This is a genomic window from candidate division KSB1 bacterium, from assembly GCA_034506255.1.
Taxonomy (GTDB): Bacteria; Zhuqueibacterota; Zhuqueibacteria; order Zhuqueibacterales; family Zhuqueibacteraceae; genus Coneutiohabitans; species Coneutiohabitans thermophilus.
In genome coordinates, this window is the sequence record JAPDPX010000001.1 from 445,902 (window position 1) to 469,314 (window position 23,413).

Consider the following 23,413-nt stretch of genomic DNA (forward strand, 5'->3'; position numbering starts at 1 on the left):
CCTTTGCTTTGTAAAAATTGCTGCATCGCTTTGCCCCGTCAGAGGCTGCAGGTTCACCTGGCGTTCAGTCCCATTTTGATCTGGGCGGCCAGCTCATCCTGTATCGAGCCGGGCATGCGCACGTTCTTCATGAACGCCCATTTGCCGGCGTCCTCGAAATACATTTTCATGCGAAACATCACCTCCACCAGCCGCACCTTGACGACGTCACCCTCTTTGGCGACGACGATTTCGATGGGATAGGCCGCGGCGTGCGCGAGACCGGGGCATTGCAGCTTGTCGCGCGTTTCATCAGCACCCGCGCCGACGATGCTGAATGATTTGCCATCCATCGGTGTGCCGGTGGTGCCGAACACCACGGTTTCATATTCCGGCAGTTCCAATTCATAAATCAAATGCATGCCCCACAGCTTGCCTTTTTGACTCAGGCCTTGCCGGACTTTCGCGGCAACCTCTTTCCAATTGCCGCCGGGAACCTTGGCTTGTTCAACCAGCTTGCCGTCGAACCTGCCGCCGGCCATGACGCCCATGGTTTTGCCGATGTAGCCTTCCGCCCGCATCTGGCCGTATTGTTTATCACTCGCCTTTCCCTGCACCGCGCCGCCAATCATGTTGCGCAAGACTTGCAGATGCGTTGCCGTCATCGCCTCGTATTTTTGATCGTCCATCAAAACCGTGCGGTTGATCGAATGCGGATTGACCACTGCGATGTGAATGCCGTTTTCATCTTCGAAAAGATTGACACGATCGACCACGGCAAACGGACCGGTCTGGCGATTGGCCTGCATGATCTGCCAGCCATAGGCCGAATCATAAAGCACGAACACGCGCACTTTATAGGGGCAATTCTCCGGCACTCCGGCGTCGACTTTCGCGAGCAGACGCCAGCCGGCGGCGCGGGCAGCATTTTCAAGCGCAGCGGATATGTCTGCGAACGTACCCGGCGCCGATTGCACGACGTATTGATAAACGCCGTATTCTTTTTTGCCGTTTTGTGCGTGAGCGGGATGGAGGGCAAGAAGGGCGAACAGCGAGAATACCGCAAGGCTGGCGAGAGGATTTTTGCTCATCACGCTTCACTCCCGTGTAATTTACCGTGTGCCTTAGCACACCCATCACGATTGAAAATGCAGCGCAGACAACTTGTCTCCAGGCAGGCTGGCAGCCTGCGCGACGGCATTCTCGTGGTAATTTTGTAGTAGACTTCCCTGGGGCGGGCCCTGCAGAGCGTGGCTGCGAAATAATGAAAACGGAGCGCCAGCGCCGGCATTGCTGACCGGTTGCCGCGCTCCGCTGTGCTTCACCATCACTGTGCCTGAATTTTTTATGGCAGACCACCAGAGTGTGTGCCTAAAGGCCCTACGATGAAAACTGTAAAACGCTTTAAAACGAAAACCCGACGCCAAACTCCCATTGATCCATTTTCAGCTCGATGGTTTGCCGGCCGGGGAAGTCGAGCGGGTTGCCGCCGCTGACGCTGTTGGAGAGGGCGCGCATGATCGCGATGCTAATCTCTTTGTCACCGGCGACCGTTTTACTGAAGCCGGCGGTGAGATGCTGTTCGATGACGCCGGGCGCAAGAATATTGAACAGCACTTCGCTTTCCGGAATGGGCTGCTTGCCAAAAGAGTAGCCGGCGCGCCACGTCCAGCCGCCGCTGGTTTGAAAGTATACTCCGCCTTTGAACACCGTCATGTCCTTCCAGCCGAAGCCGGCGCCCTTGTCGTCGCCCAGTCGAGCTTGTTGGAGGTTGGGCAGCATCGGATTGCTGACCGATTTGATGCCGCTGTAGAGCATCTGTTGGACATCGAAAACCAGTCCCATTTGCTCGAAGCCCAGCGCGACACCCACGGTCCAGTTCGCTGGAATATCGAAATCACCCTGCTCGGCAAACAAGCCGGCATAATCATCAAACTCGCTCATCATCACTTTGGTTTGATACGAGGCGCCCACGGAGAGAAAATCCATCCATTCCCCCAAATAGCCGATTCTGGCGCCAAAGCCGAGGGAGTTGCTGTGGGCCTGGTTGGAGAGCTTGTCCGCAGCGCTGGAAAACGGGCCGAATGCCGACAAACCATTCGCTTCGAAGCGTTGATAGGAGAGAATGGGCGTGAGACCGAAGGAGTGTTTGGCGCCGGCTTTCAATGCCAGGGTGGGCGCGATGAACAACTGCGACAAATCCACGCCGGTAGGCTTGAAACCAAAGGTCGGATGATCATAGTTGGTGTTCATGCCGCCGTTGCCGTAGATCGAAATCCCGAGTGCGGTGTTGTCGTTCAAGCTCCAATTTGCCGCCAGCGAAGGAATGACGAACAATGTCGAGCCGCTTTTAACCGTGCCGGGCGCCAGGCCGAACGTGCCAGGTTGAAAGGACGGAGCGCCCGTCACGGTGTATTGGCGTTTGGGATTGAAGAAGGAGAGACTCACGTCATAATGTTTTTTGCCAAATGCGAGCGTGGCGGGGTTGGTTGCCGGTCCCAACGGGCCGAGCCGTAAGGCAACGCCTGCGCCGGCAAGACTCTTGTATTTGATGCCGTAGCCGTGCGAGAAATAGCCGTTGGTGGCATGGGCTGTATTCCCGGCAAAACCGGCAAGACAGCATAGAACGAGTGCAAACCTCCAAAAACCTTCGGAGCTGCCGCATCTTGTCTTTTTCATTTTTCTCCTCCTCACTTGCTTGACATGATGAAGTTGCTCGGCATGCGTTTGGGATTGGGGTTGGCTGGAACAACCACGATCGATTTTCGGAATGTTTCAAGTTGCCGGCGGATGGGAAAACGATCAGTGGATCCCGTGGACATTTTTTATATGCTGTTTTGCGGGCTGCGACTCGTCCGTGATGCAATGCAAATGGCAATTCGCAAATCGGATGCCGAGGCTTCCGCCAGAATCGCTGGTTCATAAGCCGTTAAAAATTACAAATCAAAAACTTTCAAACACCATGCAGGAAAAAAGATTTCTGGTATTGCCGCCAGAAAAAAACATGACTGCCATAAATGGCCCATTGTGACATCCGAGGAAGCGGCAGATTGGTTTCAAGATAAACCTTTGTGATGCTAACCAAGGTGAAGGCAAAACAAAATGGCCTGAATTTTTCGGTATGGTTATTGTCTATCCATGGACTCGTGCTGCCTGTTAGATATGCAGAATAAAAAACGTGAGCATTTGGTGGGTGGGTGCCTGTTTGAAGTTGCCGGCTTTTCAGTCACTGTTTCTGAAACGGGCTGGCCCTTGCTGCGAGTTTCTTGGATTTTCACGTGCCCGCCTTTTTGGCCATCGGCGTCCAGACGGGATGGGAATGTTCGCAGGCTTTTTTATTTTCTGTCCAGAGATGAAGAAACCGGCCGGGCGCTTGGGAGTGTGAAGTTTTGGCATCCTCTGGCAAAACCAAAGTTTTCTTTTTCGAAGTTCGTGTACGTGAGTCACAATGCAGTGATTGCAGTCCCAACGATTGCGATCCCCGCTTTTCGCGGGGGGGGACAGGGCCAGGCCGGTATTTGCAAATTACTCCGGCACGGGTTATATTGGGCATCCAATCAATAATCTGGCGTGGGAATGGCATGCGGGTAACACCAATTTTCCCCCTCACGCCAGCCAGAAGGGTTCGCATTCGTCATTCAACCGATCTCATGCTGCTCAAGAACGCCGGCCTCAAACGCAAGTTTCTGATCACCACCATTGCCGGGGTCATTTTGGTGACCATTCTCGGCAGCGCGGTGGTTTACGGGCTTTTGCAAATCGACCCCGGCCGTGCCGCGCTGTATCTGCTCGGCGTCACGTTCTTCTACATCGCCATCGGCGTTTCCGGCATTCTGTTCATTACCCGCCTGATGGTGCAGCCGGTGCTCTCGCTCACCGCAAAAGTCGAGGAGGTGCGCCGCGGCAACCTCGATGTCGAAATCGACGCCAGCGCGCTGCGCGATTCCAACGACGAGATGAATCAGCTCATCGCCGGCTTCGGCCAGATGGTGCGCGACCTGCGCCATACCATCGAAGCATTGCAGCACGCCAAAGAAAAAGCCGAGGAATATTCGGAAAAACTCGCGCAAAGCCACCGCCGCCTGCAGGCGATTTTTGACGGCCTGCCCGACGGCGTGATGATCGTCGACCGCCATTTCCGCATCGTGCACGTCAACCCGGTGATCGAAAAACTCATGGGAAAATCCCTCGCCCAGGTGCGCGGCGAGCACTGCTTCGCGATGTGTCAGGGCATGCCGCAGCGCTGCTCTTTCTGCCGCGCCGACACCGTGTTTCAACTGGGCGGCCGGGCTTCGACTTTTTGCACCAAGCCCGCTTTTGGCGGACAGGAAGACCGCATGCTGGAGATTTATGATTTTCCACTGTACAATGAAAAAGGAGAGATCGATCAAGTGATTGAATACGTCAAGGACGTGACGCAGGCCGTCAAAATGCAGGAGAATTTGGAACGCACGCAACGTTTGGCCGAGATCGGCAACATGGCCGCGATTGTCGCGCACGAAGTCCGCAATCCGCTCAACGCCATTCGCGGCGCCGTGCATTATCTCAAAGGCGAATGCCACGACGAAAATTTGTGCTCGTATTTGAAGCTCATCGAGGAACAGGTGCAGCGCGTCTCCAAAGTGACGGCGAACCTGCTCGATTTTGCCAAGCCGCTGGTCATCGAATTTCAGCAGGGCACGATTACGCCGGTGATCGAGCAGGCGCTGGCGCAAGTCGACCGGCTGTTGAAGAAAAAGCACATTCATTTGCAGAAAGAAATTGAAGCCGGTCTGCCGAGGTTTCCGCTCGATCCGGCGCAGGCGGAACGCGCGGTGGTGAATCTGTTGACCAATGCGATTCAGGCGCTGCCAACGGGCGGACACCTGCACGTGTGCGCGTACCGGCCGGTGCTCGACAGCGGCGATCTCGCGGAAGAGATTGAAGTCGTGATCGCGGACGATGGCCCCGGCCTCGGCAATCGCGACCCCGAGGAATTTTTCAAGCCGTTTTTCACCACCAAATTGCGGGGCACCGGCCTGGGGCTGTTCATCGTGCGGAAAATCATGGAAAGCCATCAGGGCAAAGTGCGGCTGGAATCCAATCCTGGCGGCGGCACGCGCGCGGTGTTGACATTTCCAACGCGATTGAAAGTGTATGAAACTGAAACCCACCATTTTGGTTATCGATGATGAGCCCGCGACGCTCAAAGTGATGGAGGCCAATCTGCGACGCGAGGGTTACGCCGTGTGTCTGGCTGCCGACGGCCAGGCGGGATTGGCCCAGCTCACCAGCCAGCCCTTCGATGTCGTTATTGCGGATTACATGATGCCCAACCTCGACGGCATCACGCTGCTCGAAAAAATGCGCGCCACCGGCCTCGAGGTGCCGGTGATCATCATCACGGCGTATGGCTCGATCGAACACGCGGTCAAGGCCATGCAGCTCGGCGCGGCGAATTATCTTTCCAAGCCGATCAACTACGACGAGCTGATGCTGGTGCTGCGAAAGACGCTGGAACAGTCGCAGCTCAAAAGAGAGGTCGAGCGCCTGCGCCAGGAGGTCGCCGCGCGTTACAGTTTCAGCAATCTCGTCGGCAAATCCGCGGCGATGCAGCGCATTTATGATCTGGTCACCGACGTGGCTGGAACCGACGCCACCGTGCTCATTCAAGGCGAAACCGGCACCGGCAAGGAGCTGATAGCCAAGGCCATTCATTACAACAGCGGCCGCCAGGAAAAACCATTTGTCGGTGTGAGCTGCGCCGCGCTGCCCGAAACGCTGCTGGAGAGCGAGCTGTTTGGCCACGAGAAAGGCGCGTTCACCGGTGCCTTGAAAACCCGCATTGGCCGCTTCGAACAAGCGGATGGCGGCACGATTTTTCTCGACGAAATCGGCGACATTGCCCTCGCCACGCAGGCGAAATTGCTGCGGGTTTTGCAGGAGCGCGCGTTCGAGCGCATCGGCGGCAACGACACTGTGCGCGTCGACGTGCGCGTCATCTCCGCCACCAACAAGGACCTGCGCAAGGCCATTCAGCAAAACACCTTTCGCGAAGATTTGTTTTATCGCCTCAACGTCGTGCTGATTACCGTCCCACCCTTGCGCGACCGCCTGGAAGACCTGCCGCTGCTGGCTTTTCATTTTCTGCAGATGTACGCCAGCCGCTTCAACAAAACGCTCAACAACATCGAGCCGGCGGCGATTCAACTGCTGGCGCAGCAGCGCTGGCCGGGCAACGTACGCGAGCTGGAAAACGTCATCGAGCGCGGTGTGATTCTCGAAAAAAGCGAGACCCTTACCAGGGAAACCATCGCGCGCTGCCTGCTGCCGGGCGAGCAGGGCAGCTTCCATTTTTTCATCTACGAGAACATGCCGTTCCGCACCGCCAAGCAGGATTTGCTGGATCGCTTCGAGCGCGAGTATATCTCCCGCCTGTTGGACAAGCACAAAGGCAACATCACCAACGCGGCGCGCGAGGCGGAATTGGATTACAAAAATTTTTTCGAGAAAATGAAACGCCACGGCCTGAGCAAGTGGGATTTCAAAGAATCCGTTTAACCGGGCTCGCAGCAAACCATGGGTGGAAAAATATCGCGATCGCAGGCGAAGAAAGGGGGCCGTCACGACCACAGGTAAACCATGACAGGGTAAAAACAAGGCCGCAGAAAGGGGCTTCTGGCTGTTGAGTTTTTATGGCGCAAGAGCCACTTTTTAAAATCTTCGCCATAAATCTTCCGTTGGTGTTTCCTGCACCGCTTCTTATTCTGCCCCATCACCAAGATTCTTCAAGTGCTTGTGCGGGGGTGCCAACTATGGCGTTCGCGGCATTCTAATTGCCTTGGTTTCATTGTTGTCCAGCCCAAATTAAACCAATACCATCACCAGGCAGAGGAGGGAAGCATGAAGCTTTTCCGGCTGTTTTTCTTCCTTGTCACGGTTGGCATGATGATGAGTTGCGGCAAGCAAACACCCCGCGGCGAAGAGGACTTTGTCATCATGGTCAACTACGAATTGGGCATGCACTGCACCGGCTTTGACTTTGAATATTGTTGTGTGCTGCCGCCCTATAACAGCATTCAGGCACAGGTCGTGAAAGTCGGCAAAGGTGATCAGCAGCCCCAGCTCATGGATGGCTATGACCCCAACGACCCCACGGTGCTGGTGGACAAGGCGACCGGCAAGCGTTACCGCCTGAAATACTCCTTCGACGACAACACCTTCTCCGAAGGCAGTAAAATGGTTTATTGGAACGCCAAATATGACATTGACCGCGACGGCAATGCCAGCGAGCCCGGTGAGGTGGTCGCCAATGCCTATTGGAATCACCTCTACGTCTACAAAGATCTCGAAGGCAGCAATCCCGACGGCACTTCGGAGGACGGCAAAAAGCTCGCGGTGGGCGGTGCGAAACTGCAAGTGCCGCTGAATGCCGGACCTTCCGGGCAGGGCATGAGCGGCTATCTGAAAAACTCGACGGCAAAGGGAACGGTCGTGTTTACCAAATCACCGGTGTTGGACAACGTGCCGATCGTCCTGACCAATCCGGGCATTTGGGAAGCGCTCGGTCTGCCGTTGACCGCTTTTCTGGATTCCGAGCGCGGCGGCAAGGACCTCAAAAGCGTCACGGAAAAGGAAATCCAGCCGTATCAAGTGGCGCGCGTCACGCTGGTGGACGCGGAGACCGACAAGCCGATCTTTGACAGCAAAGGCCGCGAAGTCAGTTTCACCGGTACCGAGCCGATTGACCAGCCGAATTGCAACAATTGTCATGCGACGGAGAACGCCAACCAGAAGCATCCGGAGATTTGGGAAAAGGTCAACCAGGAGCGCGAATATTGGAAATCCTCCGGCGCGACCGCATGGTATGCCGACTTGAAAGCGACGGCGATCAGCATTCTCGCGCTGCACGACAAAAAACACGGCACCCAGTTCACCGCCAAATACGATCCCACCGCCTCGGCAAACCGCCTGGGCCGGGATGCCGTGATTTGCCAGAAATGCCATGCCGACAATGTGGTCGGCGTGTTGAACAGCGCCAGGGTTGTTCACAAGAACAAGGTCGTCATGGTGCAGGATGCCTCGCATGCGGATTTGGGTCTGCCGGATGATACGCCGGTCGACTTTCTCGATCCCGCCAATCCCAACGTGCCGCCGGATGGTCACGTCATCTCACCATTGACAGAGGCCATTCACAACAATCATCAAAAGCTCCGCCCGCTTGCTGATGGTCAAGGCCGCACGGGCGCCTGTCAGGGATGCCATCCGGCGCATCGGCAGGATCGCAATCTCACCGGCTATCCCATTACCAGCGACGGTCGGAATGCCTACAGCGGCGAGCCGGGAGCGCTCGGCAACGACAATCGTGATGCCGCCGGCGGCTGTTTCGTCGGGCGGGATGTGCATTCCAATCCCAACAAGGATGCCGACGGTGCCGGCACGCCGGAACACCTCAATGCCATCGGCAAGTGGCTGCAAGCCAATGTCGCCCGCGACCAAAACGGCAGGGTGAAAGGCTTGTGGTGCACCAACTGCCACAATCAGATTTCACGCGAGTTGTACAAGCATGATCAGCTTGCGGCCGGCAACGCCTTCACCCCCGATTCCAACGAGACGATCAGAGAGGAATCGCTGGAAGCAATCGCGCAGAAGCTGGGCATGAGCGTGGAGGAGCTGACCGCCGGTCTCGATCCCAAAGTCGTGCTCAATGACAAGGGCGAAGACACCGGGCTCACCCTGGCAGCGTGGAAACCGGCAAGCGCCGGACGCACCACGGGCAACATCGCCGTGATTGCCACGCAAGGCGGAAAGCCGGTGGTTGCAAAGGATGCCGACGGCGACGTGAATGTCTCACTGCTCGATGCCAATCCGAATAATGCCGCGGCATATGCCGATCGCGGCGGCTTTGCCGCGCCATATGACGCGGCCACTCATGGCCGGGATTACTGGCTGTCGGTTGGGGTGCCGCATTGCGCCGATTGTCATGCGGCGCCGTTTGTTGAAGGGCAGGGTGGCGCTGCTTTTCCGATCAACCAGCCGGGCAAATACTCTTCCATGCGTTACACCAAGGGCCATGGCGGACTGGCCTGTCAGGCTTGCCACCAGTCCATCCACGGACTTTATCCGGTCACGCCCTATGTCGATGTCACGACCTATCGCCAGGCGGCGTCACTCAATCCCGATGGCAGCCATGGGCCCCTGGTCTGTGCCTCCTGCCATGCGGAGGTGAACAAAAATGGTGTGCCGGTTTTCGTGCAGGACATGGAGTACGACGGCAAAAAACTCGGCGAAGATTATGATCTGGCGGTCGCGTTCATGCATGCGACAGCCAGAGACAAGGGAGGAAGTGGAGGCACGCCCCTGGCCGCCAATGCGGCACGTTGACATATGCAGAATTCTCCCGCTCAAATTTTGCCCCGACTTTCCTTAAAAAAATTTATCCGGGAAGGTCGAGGCAAAAATTTCAATGCCGGCAAACTTCGGCCGGACCTGTTTGCCGGCTTGACCATGGCCTTGTTCGCGCTGCCGCAGTCGATGGCATATGCGCTGCTGGCCGGGCTGGAGCCGAAGCACGGGCTTTATGCTTTCATAATCGGCACGATTGCCGGCACGCTCTTCGGCTCCTCCCGGCATCTGCAAACCGGACCCACCAATGCCAGCGCGATCGTTCTGGCGAGCGCGCTGACAGCCTATACGAATCATCCCGACTTCTTCGGCGTGATGTTGCTGGTCACCCTGCTCGCCGGTTTGTTTCAACTCGGTGCGGGTGTGCTGCGCCTGGGCAACTTGACGCAATTCATTTCCCGCTCCGTGCTGGTGGGTTTCATCGCGGCGGCCGGGCTTTTGATCGCCGTCAATCAGTTGCCCGGGCTGCTGGGCTTTGCCGGCCACAGCAGCATTTCCATCATTGAGGGACTCGAACACGTTTTTTCCCACCGCGACCAGGTGCGTTGGGAAGCGCTTGCGCTCGGCGCCGGCACGGTGCTGATCGCGCTGCTGCTCAACAAGGTCAGCCCCAAGTCCGCAATGGGTGCGCCGTTGCTGCCCTCTTATCTTCTCGCGATTCTTGCCGCCGCCGCAGTGGTTGCTATTTTGAAACTGGAAGAAAAGGGCGTGCGCGTGGTGGGCACGATTCCCGCCTCGCTGCCGCCTGTGAGCTTGCCGCTGCTCGATTTGAATCTTTTGCCAACTCTCGCGCACGGAGCTTTGGCGCTGATGTTGATCGGCGTGGCGGAGGCCGTTTCTGCGGCCAAGGCGGTGGCGGCCTTTTCGGGCGATCAGATCGATGCCGATCGTGAGCTGATCGGGCAGGGTTTGGCGAAAATCAGCGTGGCGTTCTGCAGCGGCATGCCGGTTTCCGGCTCGCTCACCCGCAGCATGTTGAGCTTTCGCTCCGGTGCGGTGACCAAACTCGCCAACATTTCAGCCGGAATTTTCCTGGCCGTTATCGTCCTCATTTTCAGTCCGCTCGTCCGTTACATTCCGGTGGCGGCGCTGGCCGGCATGCTGGTGATGATTGCGGTCAACATGGTGAACTGGCAGCATGCCAAAATCGCGATACGCGCCACGCGCGCCGATGCCGCCGCCATGTTCGCCACTTTTGCCGCGGCGCTGATTTATCCCCTGGACATTGCCATCTACATCGGCGTCGGTGTGTCGCTCATTTTGTTCCTGCGCAAGGTACAAACGCCGCGCTTGAGCGAATTGATCTACGACGAGAGCGAGGGCTTTCAAGAACTCAAAGACCCTCAGCAACGCCCGATTCCGGAAATTTCGATTGTCCACGTCGAAGGCGATGTGTTCTTCGGCGCGGCGGAAATCCTGCAGGAGCAAATTGCCAGGATCGTCCGGCGCCCGGAGCTGGTGGTGCTCATTCTCCGCATGAAGCGTGCCTGCTGTTTGGATGCCACCGGCATTCTCGGCCTGATGCAAATGCACCAAGAGCTGAAAAAGCAGGGCAAGCTGCTGCTCATCTCCGGCGCCACCGGCGAAGTTGAGCGCGTCTTTCGCCGCTCCGGACTCGACCGCATCATCGGGCGCGAGAATATTTTTTTCTCGGATGTCACGCTTTTGAAATCCACCCGCGAGGCCCTGGTGCGCGCGCTGGCGCACGTCAATAAAAAAGCTGGCGCGGAATATCGCCTGCGGTTGTTTTACGATCGCACCGATGACGGCGCCGCCATGATGTCGAATCGCGACGAGGCGCTCCAGTCCGCTGTTTCGTAATTGACTCCTCAGGGTCTGCTTCTGCGGGTGCGGCTGCGAAATCCATTTTCCTCATGACAAATGGCTGAAAAAGATGCTACAGTCCCGGATGACGGCCTGAAATTCGGTGCGAAGGTTTTGCTCATTGGCGCCGGGCGCGCCGGCAGCATGCTGTTGCGGCTCTTCCACCGCGATCCCACCGTCACCATCGCCGGCGTGGTCGATCTCAATCCCAACGCGCCGGGCATGTTGATGGCGCAGCAGTTTGGCCTGCCCACCAGCACGGATTATCGCCAGTTCATTTATGAGGAGGATTTGGACCTGGTGATCAACGTCACCGGCAGTTGTGCCCTGCAGCGCGAGCTGATCCGCGAGAAACCCGAGCAGACCGAGCTGATCGGCGGCCTGGGCGCGCTGTTCATCTGGACGCTGTTGGATGAGTTCAAGAAAAAAGAAATTCTCGAAGATCGTTACAACCTGATGCGGCGCGAGCTGGAGCGGCATGCCGCCGGCGAGTTCGTGATTGGCAAGACCGAAAAAATGCTCGAGGTGGCGAACCTGATTGCTCGTGTCGCGCCAACTCCCACAACGGTGCTGATTCGCGGGGAAAGCGGCACCGGCAAAGAAATCGTCGCCCGCATGATTCACCAAAGCAGCCCGTGGCGCGAGAAGCCGCTGGTCACGGTCAATTGCACCGCGTTCAGCCCCACGTTGATCGAGAGTGAATTGTTCGGCTACAAGAAGGGCGCCTTCACCGGCGCCACTTCCGACCGTCTCGGCCTGTTGGAGATGGCGGACAACGGCACAGTGTTTCTCGATGAGATCGGCGACATGCCGGTCGAGATGCAAGCCAAGCTCCTGCGCTTTTTGCAATCCGGAGAGATTCGCGCGGTGGGCGGGGTGAAGAGCAAAAAAGTGCAGGTGCGCATCATTGCCGCGACCAACCGCAATTTGGAAGAGGCGATTGAAAAGGGAGAATTTCGCGCCGATCTTTTTTATCGGTTGAATGCCTTCACGATCCATTTGCCGCCGCTGCGCGAGCGCAAGGAAGACCTGCCTTTGCTCGCCTCCCATTTTTTGAAATCCGCACAGGCCAAAGTCAACAAGCGTGTCAGCAAAATTATGCCGGCGGCACTGTCGGCCCTGGTGGATTACGATTGGCCGGGCAATCTGCGCGAGCTGGAAAACGTGATCGAGCGCGCCGTGGTGCTCACCAACAGCGATGCAATCGACCTCGCGCATTTGCCGTTGACCCTGCAGCCCCAAGGTGTGATGAACGCGCTGGAGTCGCCTGCGCTCCGCGATGGTTTGATGGCGCTCAAAGCAATGATGATCGGGAAATTCGAACATCAAGCGATCTCTCGCTATCTCGCCGAGAGCGGCGGCAACGTCTCGGCCGCCGCCAGAGCCGCCAAAGTGCCGCGGCGCACTTTTCAGCGCCTGATGGCCAGGCACAAAATTGTGCCGCAGGCGTTCAAATGAAAAAATTAATTCCGAGTCACGGCCCCGGGTAGTTGGGAGGACTGCACGGTCGGCAGCACAGGGAGGCGAAAACGCTGGTAAGGATCAGGGGGCATGATTAGAGACGGCCTTCCCCCGGCATGCCCTTTCACCGGAGGGCGTCCGGCACTTGCAAAGCAGGTGGGGTGGAGACGCCATTTTTTGCACACCAGCCTGATAGTTTCCCGCCCGCTTGATCTCCCGGCAAATTTTTCATCAGGAAGTCGGGATGCAGATCCGCACAGCCCGGCTGCAGGAAGTTTAAAACCTCGTTCGAGGGGCAGACCCGGTGTGCAGAGCTTGACCCGGCATGGCAGCGTCCGCCAGGGCCGGTTGCTTTCTGCAGGGCTTCATGACTCTTTTTCTCGCTTGCCGGACGGCCTTTTTTTCAGCGGTGGAACTATTGCCGCTGTGCCGGGACCGGCCTGCGGGAGGGAGACGGGATTGCGCAAGAGTGATGCGATGAAAAGCCGGGTGTTGCACTCCGTCTCCCATTCTCCCGCTCACGCTTTGTGGCGGCGCTGCTCGGCTTTCAAGGCGTCTTCCAGCACGGCGATGGCATCGGAATCAATCCGGCCTTGAGTCAAATAGTTTTGTGCGACGATGGCGCTGATCGCATCATGATTTTTAACGGCGAGATTCAACTGCAGCACTGCCTTGAAAACCCGCAACGCTTTGTCGTCGGTACGGCCCATAAGTAAATAGACATTCGCCAGGGCTGCATAGAGTTTGACCCGGTTGGGATGGCGTGTCAAAAGCTTCTCGTAAAGCTGCGCCGCTGCAGCGTAATTGCCCCGTAACAGATAAAACCGGGCCCGCATCGTGGGCGAGATCACCACCGCTGCAAACGCGGTCAACAAGACAAGGAGCGTGCCAATGTAGAGGCCGCGATTTTTATCTGATGAAACTTCGACAACTGCCACGTTTTTCGCACCCCCGCTTTCTTGCGCCAAAGTCCGTTGCACCCGAGTTTGTGCCAGGCGATCAACCACGTCGCGATAATCGGGTTGCACCATCCGTATTTTTTCCAATGCGACTATTGCCTGCGTCCAATCCTGACGTTCAAAGGCAACTTCGGCCACGCGGTACAACGAATCCAGCATGGCAGTCGCCGGCACCGGATCCTTGATGTGCAGCGCGCTTTCGATCTCGGCCAGCAGCGCGGTGGTTTCGCGATAACTCGGATTGATCCGACGCACTTTTTCCAACGCGGCCAGGGCTGCGCCAAGATCATTGCGATTCATGGCGGTGACGCCTTCGGCATAATAACGCGCCACGATCGTCTCGCTGCTTTCGCGATCCAGGCCGCTTTGCGCTTCGGCCAGATGTTTGCGCACCTCGCGGAAGTTGTGATCCAGCTCCGATACTTTTTCAAAGGCCAGGATGGCGCGCGTCCAATCACGGGCTTTCAATGCGGCGAGACCGGCGGCATACTCGCTCTCCAACCGGTCTTCCTGCTGCTTCTGCTGCAAGCGCCGGTGCGCGGTTGCAAGTCCGGCGCGAGCATCTTGGTCAGCGGGGTTCTGTTGCAGCATCGTTTCGTAGACAGCAATCGCCAGCTCCCAATTGCCCGCGGCCGCGTGCCTCTGTGCCTGCTCCCGCATCGCCGCCCAAGTTTTCTCCTGCGTTGCTGCTTGCTGCGCGCTTTCCACTGCTGTCAGCAGGGCATCAATCGTTTTGTCTTCCGGCTTCTTCGCCTTGATCTGTTCCAGCAATCGTTTTGCTTCCTGCAGGTTGCCACCCGCTTTCGCGTTTTCCACCGCGGCGTAGAGACGCTGCCGCTCGATCTCCTCCTCAGCAAGCTGGAGAAGTTTTTGCATTTCGCTTTGGCGTTTGGAGGATCGCGGTTCGAGATTTAGCGCGGTTTTCAGCTCGGCCGCCGCTTCACCGTGGCGGCCCTGCTCGATCAGCAGACGGCTGATTTCCAGGACAACAGCAGCGCGCACCTCGTTCGCAGGCGCCAGCGCCCTGGCGGCACGGAAATTCTGCTCGGCCTCGCCGGCTTTGCCCAGCTTTTTTTGGGTGACGGCCAGTTCATACAAAATTTGCAGCTTCAATTCCGCTTTCAGGCGCTCCGGCCTGGCCGTGAGAGCTTTGCCGAGGTATTGCCCGGCGTTTTGATGATCGCTCTGCTGTTTGTACAGCACCCCGAGATTGTAAAGTGCCTCGACAAAATTGGGATCCAGACTGATGGCTTTTTGATAGGCGGCAATTTTCCTCGCCGGTTCTTTTTCCTGCACAGCGAGATTGAACCAGTTGGTGGCCTCGGCAATTTTCGATTGCGCCACCACTTCGCACCAGGGCCCGAGCAGCAGCGCCAACGCGGGCCCTCCCGCAAAGTTGTGTATGGTTTTCATGGCTCATTCTCCCTGGTTAAAATGAAGCTTCCAGGCCGCCCCAAAGCGTGCGCGGTTGTTTTTCGCCAAAAGGAAATTGCGCGCGTTGAGTGTTGGTGAGATTCAAAATCGAAATCCCCGCCCGAACTTTTGGGCTGAAAGCATATCCCGCATAAGTATTGACCAGGAAATAGGAGGGCATCCGGACTTGCAGTGGAACGGGCGGCAGGCTCACATACGAGAACGGCCACGTCGTCTTTCCGGAGGTGTATGCCCAGAGGTTGAAAAAAATGCCGGCCGAAGGATTGCGATGCACACCGAAAGCCGCCCTGCTGCGCGGCACGGAATTTTCGAATCCCAAATACGAGCTTTGATCGGAAATTTTCTCATACGCGTACGTCGCTTGCACGCGCCAGGCGTGCGGCAGCAACAATCCCACTTCCGCTTCGCCACCGGTGTTGGTGGATTTGCCGCCGTTGACAAAGGAGATGGTGGTGAGATCGCGCTGGTCGAAAAAGATGAAACCGGAAAGCGCTTCGAGAAAAAAATCGAGGCCCAGCAGGATTTTTTCATTGCCCCACAGTCCGCGATAGCCGGCTTCCAGCGCCGCGGCCCTCTCCGGTTTCAGCGCCGTACTGCCCAGCACCTGTGCCGGTCCAAACTGCGAGACGACAAAATATTCCACCAGCGAAGGCGAACGAAAGCCCTGTGCTGCAGTCAAGCGAAAGCTCTGCGTTGCACTCGGGGAAAACACCAGGGCGGCGCGCAGGGGGATTTCCGTGGTCGTGCGCGGCTTGTGATCGATGCGGCCGCCGAGCGTGATCGTCACTTTCGGCAAGAGCGCGATCGCATCCTGCAGATAAAGCGAATACTGATCGAGGCGCTTTCTTTGGTTGCGGGTGACATTGCCTGTAAAGGCGTCACGCCGAAATTCCACACCGAGGACGAACGTCTGGCGCGCACCGAGTGGACGGGAATATTCCAGGGAATTATGCCACAAGGAGTTTGCGATATCCACGTGAAAAGGCACGCCGATGCCATCAGCGTTGAAGTCGATCAGGTTGAGATAACTTTGCAGCCTCAAAGTGCCGGCCTGGAGACTGGCCTTGTAATTAGGTGAGTTGCGGTGTCGAGCGCACCGGCATGGCGAAGGGGCCCCAGGGCAGAAATTCATCATCGGTGGCACTGCCGGTGCCCAGCTCGAAGGAGACCAGGCCGGTGGTGCCAAAGGATCTTTCCAAATAGGCACGACCACGCCGGCTTTGCAAGGACAGGCGTTCGCCGTCACGGATGTCGGTTAGATTCACACCGCTGGCGCTCACTGCATAACCCCACGGATCGGAGGTGCCGGCATAACTGATCTCGGCGAGATGGGTGTTTTTTTCCGTGCCCAACAGGGTGCGCACGTGCACGCCCGGCCAGAACTGCGGCCGTTTCGTGGTGATATTGATGACACCGCTCACCGCGTTGGCCCCATAAAGCGAGCCGGAGGGGCCGCGCAGCACCTCGATGTTTTCGATATCCTGCAGGCCGAGAGGAAAAGTATTCCAAAACACCGTGCCGAAAAACGTGGTGTAAACGATGCGGTTGTCAATCAGCACCAGGGTGCGGTTGGAGTACAGCCGGTTGTAACCGCGGGGGTTCACGTTGAGATTGCCGCGGTGGGTGGCAAAAACATCGATGCCCGGCAGCATGCGGAACAGATCTGCGAGATTGGCCTGGCCATATTGCTGAACGGCTTCCTTCTGCAACACCGAAATCGCGGAAGGCGCCTGCAGGATATTTTGCAAAGTGCGCGTGGCTGAGAGCACTTCGACCGCGCCGAAGGAAAATTCCTGTGCGCTTATGGAAGTGTCTTGCGCCGCGCCGCCGGAGCCTGAACACACGAGCGGGAATGACTCTGCAACAAAAGCATGGGCGGGTTGGAAGATCAGACTCGCCAGACTGATGGGCAGAAGGAACAGCGGAAAGCAGCGTGAAGACATTTTTGCGTTTTTCATAACAGCCCTCAAGTGTGTATTGCGGAGTTATGTGGCAGGCCCCCTCGTGTCCGTAATAAAAATAGGCACGCATCATCGATGATGCGTACATCCGCCCTGCTTCTTTAAAGAAGTTCCTGGCACACAAACACACTGCGATATTAGTGTCGCATTGTATCGCGACACAAATGTCACACCATGAGTTTCTCTCTCCGCCACAATTTCCTGCATTTGAAGGCCAAAGAAAACCTTCTGCAAAACATTGAACGGTCACCGGGCTTGATACTCTGCGTCAGCACAGTCGCATATCCGAATAGATGATTTCACCTCCGAAGCGCCTGCAGCGTGCGGTAGTTTTGGAAATTTCATGAGCTACAGGCCGTGGTCGCGCCGTCCGCAAAACATGGCACAGACTTCGCGGGTGAAAATGGCAGCGCAAGCCTCCCTGCTTGCAGACAAGATCCCCGCGCGACTTGATCCAAAAATCCCTGAAGTCATTGCCAAAAGGAGCGCCGATGGCCGAGAAAAAATATCAAGCCGGCGTCCGGCCGTATGCCGAGACATACTATGCGCCGGACTACAAGCCGCTCGACACCGATTTGTTGTGTGCCTTTCGCATCACGCCGAAATCCGGCGTCGACATGATTGAAGCCTCGGCCGCGGTGGCCGCGGAATCCTCCACCGGCACGTGGACGGAAGTCTGGTCGAATCAGCTCACCAATATCGATTTCTACAAAGCCAAAGTCTATGCCATTCAAAACGACATCGCCTACATCGCCTACCCGATGGATTTGTTCGAAGAAAACTCGGTGGTCAATATCATGTCCTCGATTGTCGGCAATGTGTTCGGCTTCAAGGCGGTGGCGGCGCTGCGGCTGGAGGATATGCGCATTCCGACGGCGCTGGTCAAAACTTTTCCAGGGCCGAATTTTGGCATTTACGACGAGCGCGTTATTGCCAACAAGTGGAATCGTCCGCTGCTCGGCGGCACAGTCAAGCCGAAGCTTGGGCTTTCGGCAAAAGATTATTCCCAGATTATCTACGATTGTCTCGTTGGCGGACTGGACACAACGAAAGATGATGAAAACATGAACAGCCAGCCGTTCAATCGCTGGCGCGATCGTTTTTGCTATGGCATGGAAGCGGTGAAAAAAGCCGAGGCCGACAGCGGCGAAGTCAAAGGCCACTGGTTCAATGTCACCGCCGGCTCGACCGAGGAAAGCTTGCGGCGGCTGGAGTTCATTGCCGCGCAAGGCAGCCGCATGTTCATGTTCGATTTCATCACCGCCGGATTTGCCGCGACTGCCGACATTGTCAAGCGCGCCGGTGAGCTGCGGCTCATCATGCACTGTCATCGCGCCATGCACGCGGTGTTCACGCGTCCGAAAAATCACGGCATCCATTTTCGCGTCATCGCCAAATGGCTGCGCCTGACCGGCGGCGATCACGTGCACACCGGCACGGTGGTCGGCAAGCTGGAAGGCTCGCGCTCCGAAACCAAGGACGTTTGCAATCTTCTGCGCGAGCGGGTTACGCCGAAAGGCGAAACGCTTTATTTCGAGCAGGACTGGGCGGGCCTTAAAACTGTCTGGCCGGTTGCTTCCGGGGGTATTCATGTGCATCACATTCCGGCGCTTTATGAAATTTATGGCAATGATGCATTCTTTCTGTTTGGCGGCGGCACGCACGGCCATCCGCGCGGCAGCCGCGCCGGCGCCACGGCGAACCGTGTCGCCGTCGAAGCGATTGCCTCCGGCAAAACGCTCGAAGAAGCAGCCAAAGGTTGCAAAGAGCTGCGTGAGGCGATGGAATTGTGGGCGAACACCAAGTTCGAAATCTCAGAATGAATTGGTGCATCGCCGGACTGACAGCGTCATGGCCCGCGGCATTGCGGGCAATGGGGGATAATGAATGCTCCTTCAATCCAAGATTCCATCGCGCCAACAATCCATAAAAATCGAGAATCGTCATGAACAGGCAACGCCCCATCATCCTGGGCATCGTCGGCGACAGCGCCTCGGGCAAGACGACCATCACGCGGGGGTTGACAAAAATTCTCGGCCCCGAGCGCGTCACCCACGTGTGTACCGACGACTATCACAAATATGACCGCAAAGAGCGCGCGCAAATCGGCATCACCGCGCTGCATCCCGAATGCAATTATCTCGACGTGATGGAGCTGCATTTGGAGCGCCTGCATTACGGCCAGCCCATCCTCAAGCCGGTGTACGATCATTCCACTGGCACGCTGGTGCGCCCCGAATACGTGCAGCCGCGCGAGTTTGTGATCGTCGAAGGTCTGCTCGCATTTTTCACGCCCACCCTGCGGCAGTTTTTCGATGTAAAGGTCTTTCTTGATCCGCCGGAAAATTTGCGCAAGGTTTGGAAGATCAAGCGTGACACCACCAAGCGTGGCTACACCGTTGAACAAGTGCTGGTCGAGCTGGAGAAGCGCGAACCGGATTCCGCCGCTTACATTCGGCCGCAGCGCGAGCATGCGGATATCGTCGTGCGCTTCTATCCGCCCAATGACGTGGTGCCCGAGACGGCCGGCCCCAATCTCAACGCACGGCTGGTGTTGCGACCGACGATTCCGCATCCGGATTTGACCTACCTTTATAAAAACGGCAAGGGCTCGGGCATCCGCCTGGAGCTGGGCCGTGATGACAGCCGGCCGGTGGACTTTCTCGAAATCGACGGCGATGTGGCGCCCGCGCATGCCGAGGAGCTGGAAAATGCGATTTGGCAGCATTTGCCCGACCTGCGGCCGGTGGGCGAAGACCAATTTGGCGAGTACCTGGATCGCAATGAAGTGCGGCACAGCCACCCGCTGGCGCTCGCACAATTGCTGCTGACCTATCATCTGCTGCGCAAATACAACGACCGTGTGCAATTGCCCTTCGCCCCGCCAGTCGCCGCGCTCAGCCGCATGAACATTTCATAGGTGCGCCTTTATTTGTCGTGGCGCCTTCAGGCGCTCGCTGGTGTGCGTGAAGAACACCTGTTCAAAAGGAAACACCCAAAGTCTTGGCGCAGATTTCCCCGGCTTGCGGGGCAAACTAATCAGGCAGGATGCCTGCGCTGCCAGGCGCACACCATAATAGCTTGGGACCCTGAAGGGTTTACTACGAATTACTTGCTGCGAAAGTGTATCTGCAGAGATCGCCATGCACACTCTCGGTGAATTGATTACAGGCCGTGTGCTTCACGTCGTCACGCCGGATTGGAGCGTGCAGCAGGCGGCAGAACTGATGGCCGAAAAGAACATCGGTGCCGTACCCGTGCTCGCCGAAAGGCGTCTGGTTGGAATCTTCAGTGAGCGCGACCTGCTCACACGTGTCATCGCCCAGAAAAAAGACCCGGCCCTCATCAAAGTCGGCCACGTCATGACACGCAATCTCATCGTTGCCAGCGCCAGCGACGACTATCCCGCCTGCCTGGAAAAAATGAAAGCCGCCGGTTGCCGGCACTTGCCGGTCATCACAGGCGATCAGCTCGTCGGCATCGTCTCCATGCGGGATTTGCTGCTGCACGACGTGAAGCAGAAGGACTCCGAAATCCGTCTGCTGAATGAGTACATTCATTTTGTGCCGTCGACCGTGCTGTGAAAAAGCCCTTCTTTACTGCCCGATTACGCCCCTGCTCTTACTCCCGCTCCTATTCGTTTTCGTACTCGCTTTGAACGCTTTTCGAAAAGAGTACGATGAGAAAGAGTAAGAGAAGGAGTAAGAGCAAGAGCAAGAGTATGAGTATGAGTATGAGTATGAGTATGAGAATATGAGAGGGTATAAGCAAAAAGGAGCACCCATGAAAGTCGGTGAAGTCATGAGCCGGCGTGTCGTGGCGGCGACACCCAATGCCACCTGTCAGGATCTGGCGAAAAAGATGCTCTCCGGTTTTTTCAGCGGCCTGCCCGTGGTGGATGAACAGCAGCGTGTCATCGGCATCGTCACCGAGTTCGACATTCTCAAAGTTCTGCAGAACCGCGACGAATACGGCTTCTGCTCCGCCACGGCCGAGGAGATCATGAGCAGGGAGCCGGTATGCCTCGAAGAGGACGCCGAGGTCGAACAGGCAATCAAAATCATGCGCGAGCGCCGGTTCATCCGCCTGCCGGTGGTGCGCAACGGCAAACTGGTTGGCGTCATCTCCCGCGGCGACATTTTGCGCGCGTATGTCCAGGATGATTTCGTCACGCTGCAGAATGGCGAGGTGACGGGGCGGGAATGAGAGCGGGTGAGCGGGAGACGGGGAGGGTGGGAGAAAGGGAGAATTTGAATCTCGCAGGAACGGTTGAAATATTTTCAAGCGACCAGCAGCCAGCAACATGCAACGTCAAATAAAAATCGCCCCGTCCATTCTCTCGGCAGATTTTGCGCGGCTTGGCGAAGAGGTGAAAACCGTCGAGGCCGGCGGCGCGGATTTGATTCATGTCGATGTCATGGACGGGCATTTCGTGCCCAATCTCACCATCGGGCCGGTCATCGTGCAAGCGCTCAGGCCGGTAACACGATTGCCGCTCGATGTGCATTTGATGATTGCGAATCCCGACTTTTTCATCGACGCTTTTGCAAGGGCCGGCGCCGATTATTTCACCGTGCAAGTCGAGGCATGTGTACACCTGCACCGCACGCTGCAAGCCATCAAAGCGAAAAAGATGAAAGCCGGGGTCGCGCTCAATCCGCACACGCCGCTGGCTGCCATCGAGGAGATTTTGCCGGATTTGGATTTGGTGCTCATCATGTCGGTCAATCCCGGCTTCGGCGGGCAGGAGTTTATTCCGGCAGCGCTCGACAAGCTCCGCCGTCTGCGCCGCATGTTGCAACAGCGTGAACTCACCCACGTCGCAGTGGAAGTCGATGGCGGCATCAAATTGGAAAATGCGCGGGAGGTGGTCGAAGCCGGCGCGGAGATTCTCGTTTCCGGCTCGGGCATTTTTAAAACCCCAAATCCGGCGGAGACGGTGAGGAGGATGAGAACAATATTTTCGTAGTAAACTTTCGTCGTAGACCCTTCAAGGTCCCACTTTAGCGCCTAAAGGCACTACTACAAAATTTCATGGAAGGACCACCTATGAACCTCAGCACAGAAGAAAACCTTGCCGGCCGCGATGCGCTCGCCGAAGTGGTGGTGTGTTTGGCAAAACAGGCGCTGGTAACGACGCCGAATAAAACCGTGGCGTGGACCTCGCATCCCCTGCTCGCCGCCCTCAAGGCGGCAGGCACCAGGCACATTTACACCGATACCGCCGATAAAACCGAATTGGATGATCTGCTCGTTGCCGGAGAAACCGAGAAGCATCTCACTTTTGTGGAGGAGATCGACGGCAACACCACCAATCAGGCGCTGGTGGACAAAGTGCTGCCGCAATATTTCGAAGAACGTGGCGCTGCGAATCTCACCAAATGGGCGCGCGAGTTGCAGAGGGCGCAACCTGCGCTTGGACTCACGGAAATCGTGCCTCTGCTGTACACCATCATCAACGGCCGGCTCGGCCGCCAGTTCAAAGCATATTATGGCGCGGGCCGGAAGAATGGGCGCAGTTGGGAAATCAGCCTGGAGCTGCACACCGGCCTCGCCGGCGATGCCGAAGCGTCCAGGCGCGTCGCCGGTTATCTCGCGAGGATGGTCCCGGGCAGTTTCGTCAAAGTCGCGTTCACACCCCACGAGCCCCACTGCCTGCTCATCGCGCGCGATCTGGAACGACAGGGCATCCGGGTGAACTTCACCACGACCTTCTCCGTGCGGCAAGTTGCCGCGGCGGCTTTGCTCGCGAACGTGGCGCGCACGAATATTTTCATGGGCCGTCTCAATCAGGGCCTTGAAGCGGAGCTGCTCGGCGAGCAAGTCGATCTTGCAGCACAACGATTGTTGAGAAAACTGCGCCGGCAGTACGATCTCAAAACGCAGCTCATCGTCGCCAGCGTGCGCGATTGGAAGACGCTGGTTCATGCCGCGGGCTGCGACGTCTTCACCGTGCCTTACAAAACGCTGAAAGATTTTCTCACGCAAAAGGAAATCGGCCCGAAGGAAATTCGCAGCCAACTGGAATCGGATTACTCGGGTCTCCTGGGTGTTTCCGCAAAAGTTCTGGAAAAAATCGGCAGTGCGCGACTCGCACAACTTTATCAAATCGAGCCGGACTATCTGCGATTTCTCGTGGAATTGCGCCGCTCGCCAGATTTCGACAAACTCGATGGCGACGGCCTTTTCAAAAAATTCGATCACGCCGGGTTCGGCGAAGTGTTCTATTCGCCCACACCGGTGGAGTGGCAGGAGCTGCGCAAAAACAAATTGCCCGATCTCGATTCGCCGTTGACGAAAAAACTGCCACTCGATACGCTTTACAGCCTGCTGGCGGTTGCAGATTTCATGAAGTTCCAGGAGGGGATGGATCAACGCATCGCGGAAAGGATTCACGAAGTTTTGTAACGT

The 23,413-nt window shown here is 57.0% G+C and carries 15 protein-coding genes and 1 pseudogene; 11 read left to right on the forward strand and 5 right to left on the reverse strand.

Annotated elements, in window-relative coordinates; translation table 11 throughout:
- Positions 1-53 precede the first annotated feature (53 nt).
- A complete protein-coding gene (locus ONB52_01870; GenBank protein ID MDZ7414887.1) occupies positions 54-1,070 on the reverse strand; it encodes a hypothetical protein in 1,017 nt (338 codons plus the stop codon).
- 313 nt (positions 1,071-1,383) lie between these two features.
- Positions 1,384-2,658 carry an outer membrane protein transport protein gene (locus ONB52_01875; protein MDZ7414888.1) on the reverse strand — a complete coding sequence of 425 codons (1,275 nt, stop codon included), beginning with the start codon at positions 2,656-2,658 and terminating at the stop codon, positions 1,384-1,386.
- Between the two features lie 971 nt (positions 2,659-3,629).
- On the opposite strand from ONB52_01875, the gene ONB52_01880 reads away from it, so the two are divergent.
- The 5 genes from ONB52_01880 (at position 3,630) to ONB52_01900 (ending at position 12,645) form a co-directional block, all read left to right on the forward strand.
- A complete protein-coding gene (locus ONB52_01880) occupies positions 3,630-5,150 on the forward strand; it encodes an ATP-binding protein (protein MDZ7414889.1) in 1,521 nt (506 codons plus the stop codon).
- Entirely contained in the window at positions 5,116-6,519 is a 1,404-nt protein-coding gene (locus ONB52_01885) for a sigma-54 dependent transcriptional regulator (GenBank protein ID MDZ7414890.1), read from the forward strand. Before ONB52_01880 ends, ONB52_01885 begins: the two co-directional genes overlap by 35 nt.
- Positions 6,520-6,861: 342 nt before the next feature.
- A complete protein-coding gene (locus ONB52_01890) occupies positions 6,862-9,342 on the forward strand; it encodes a cytochrome c3 family protein (protein MDZ7414891.1) in 2,481 nt (826 codons plus the stop codon).
- Between the two features lie 3 nt (positions 9,343-9,345).
- Positions 9,346-11,184 (forward strand): SulP family inorganic anion transporter, encoded by a 1,839-nt coding sequence (locus ONB52_01895; GenBank protein ID MDZ7414892.1) that lies wholly within the window; start codon positions 9,346-9,348, stop codon positions 11,182-11,184.
- Positions 11,185-11,244: 60 nt separating this feature from the next.
- The gene (locus tag ONB52_01900) at positions 11,245-12,645 is read left to right on the forward strand and encodes a sigma 54-interacting transcriptional regulator (GenBank protein ID MDZ7414893.1); all 1,401 of its coding nucleotides are present in this window, start codon (positions 11,245-11,247) and stop codon (positions 12,643-12,645) included.
- A gap of 521 nt (positions 12,646-13,166) precedes the next feature.
- Here the strand turns inward: ONB52_01900 and ONB52_01905 are convergent.
- The 3 genes and pseudogenes from ONB52_01905 to ONB52_01915 form a co-directional block, all read right to left on the reverse strand.
- Positions 13,167-15,020 (reverse strand): tetratricopeptide repeat protein, encoded by a 1,854-nt coding sequence (locus ONB52_01905; GenBank protein ID MDZ7414894.1) that lies wholly within the window; start codon positions 15,018-15,020, stop codon positions 13,167-13,169.
- A 16-nt stretch (positions 15,021-15,036) separates the two neighbouring features.
- Positions 15,037-16,083 carry a TonB-dependent receptor gene (locus ONB52_01910; protein MDZ7414895.1) on the reverse strand — a complete coding sequence of 349 codons (1,047 nt, stop codon included), beginning with the start codon at positions 16,081-16,083 and terminating at the stop codon, positions 15,037-15,039.
- A 349-nt stretch (positions 16,084-16,432) separates the two neighbouring features.
- Positions 16,433-16,984: pseudogene (locus ONB52_01915) on the reverse strand (Plug domain-containing protein).
- A 509-nt stretch (positions 16,985-17,493) separates the two neighbouring features.
- On the opposite strand from ONB52_01915, the gene ONB52_01920 reads away from it, so the two are divergent.
- From ONB52_01920 to ONB52_01945, 6 genes are all read left to right on the forward strand, one after another.
- Positions 17,494-18,825 carry a form I ribulose bisphosphate carboxylase large subunit gene (locus tag ONB52_01920; GenBank protein MDZ7414896.1) on the forward strand — a complete coding sequence of 444 codons (1,332 nt, stop codon included), beginning with the start codon at positions 17,494-17,496 and terminating at the stop codon, positions 18,823-18,825.
- 122 nt (positions 18,826-18,947) lie between these two features.
- The gene (locus ONB52_01925) at positions 18,948-19,922 is read left to right on the forward strand and encodes a phosphoribulokinase (GenBank protein MDZ7414897.1); all 975 of its coding nucleotides are present in this window, start codon (positions 18,948-18,950) and stop codon (positions 19,920-19,922) included.
- A gap of 223 nt (positions 19,923-20,145) precedes the next feature.
- A complete protein-coding gene (locus ONB52_01930) occupies positions 20,146-20,586 on the forward strand; it encodes a CBS domain-containing protein (GenBank protein ID MDZ7414898.1) in 441 nt (146 codons plus the stop codon).
- A gap of 199 nt (positions 20,587-20,785) precedes the next feature.
- The gene (locus ONB52_01935; protein MDZ7414899.1) at positions 20,786-21,208 is read left to right on the forward strand and encodes a CBS domain-containing protein; all 423 of its coding nucleotides are present in this window, start codon (positions 20,786-20,788) and stop codon (positions 21,206-21,208) included.
- 97 nt (positions 21,209-21,305) lie between these two features.
- On the forward strand, positions 21,306-21,971 hold the full coding sequence (gene rpe, locus ONB52_01940) for a ribulose-phosphate 3-epimerase (protein MDZ7414900.1): 666 nt from the start codon (positions 21,306-21,308) through the stop codon (positions 21,969-21,971).
- 80 nt (positions 21,972-22,051) lie between these two features.
- Positions 22,052-23,410, forward strand: a complete 1,359-nt coding sequence (locus ONB52_01945) for a transaldolase family protein (protein ID MDZ7414901.1) — start codon at positions 22,052-22,054, stop codon at positions 23,408-23,410.
- The last annotated feature ends 3 nt before the right edge of the window (positions 23,411-23,413 follow it).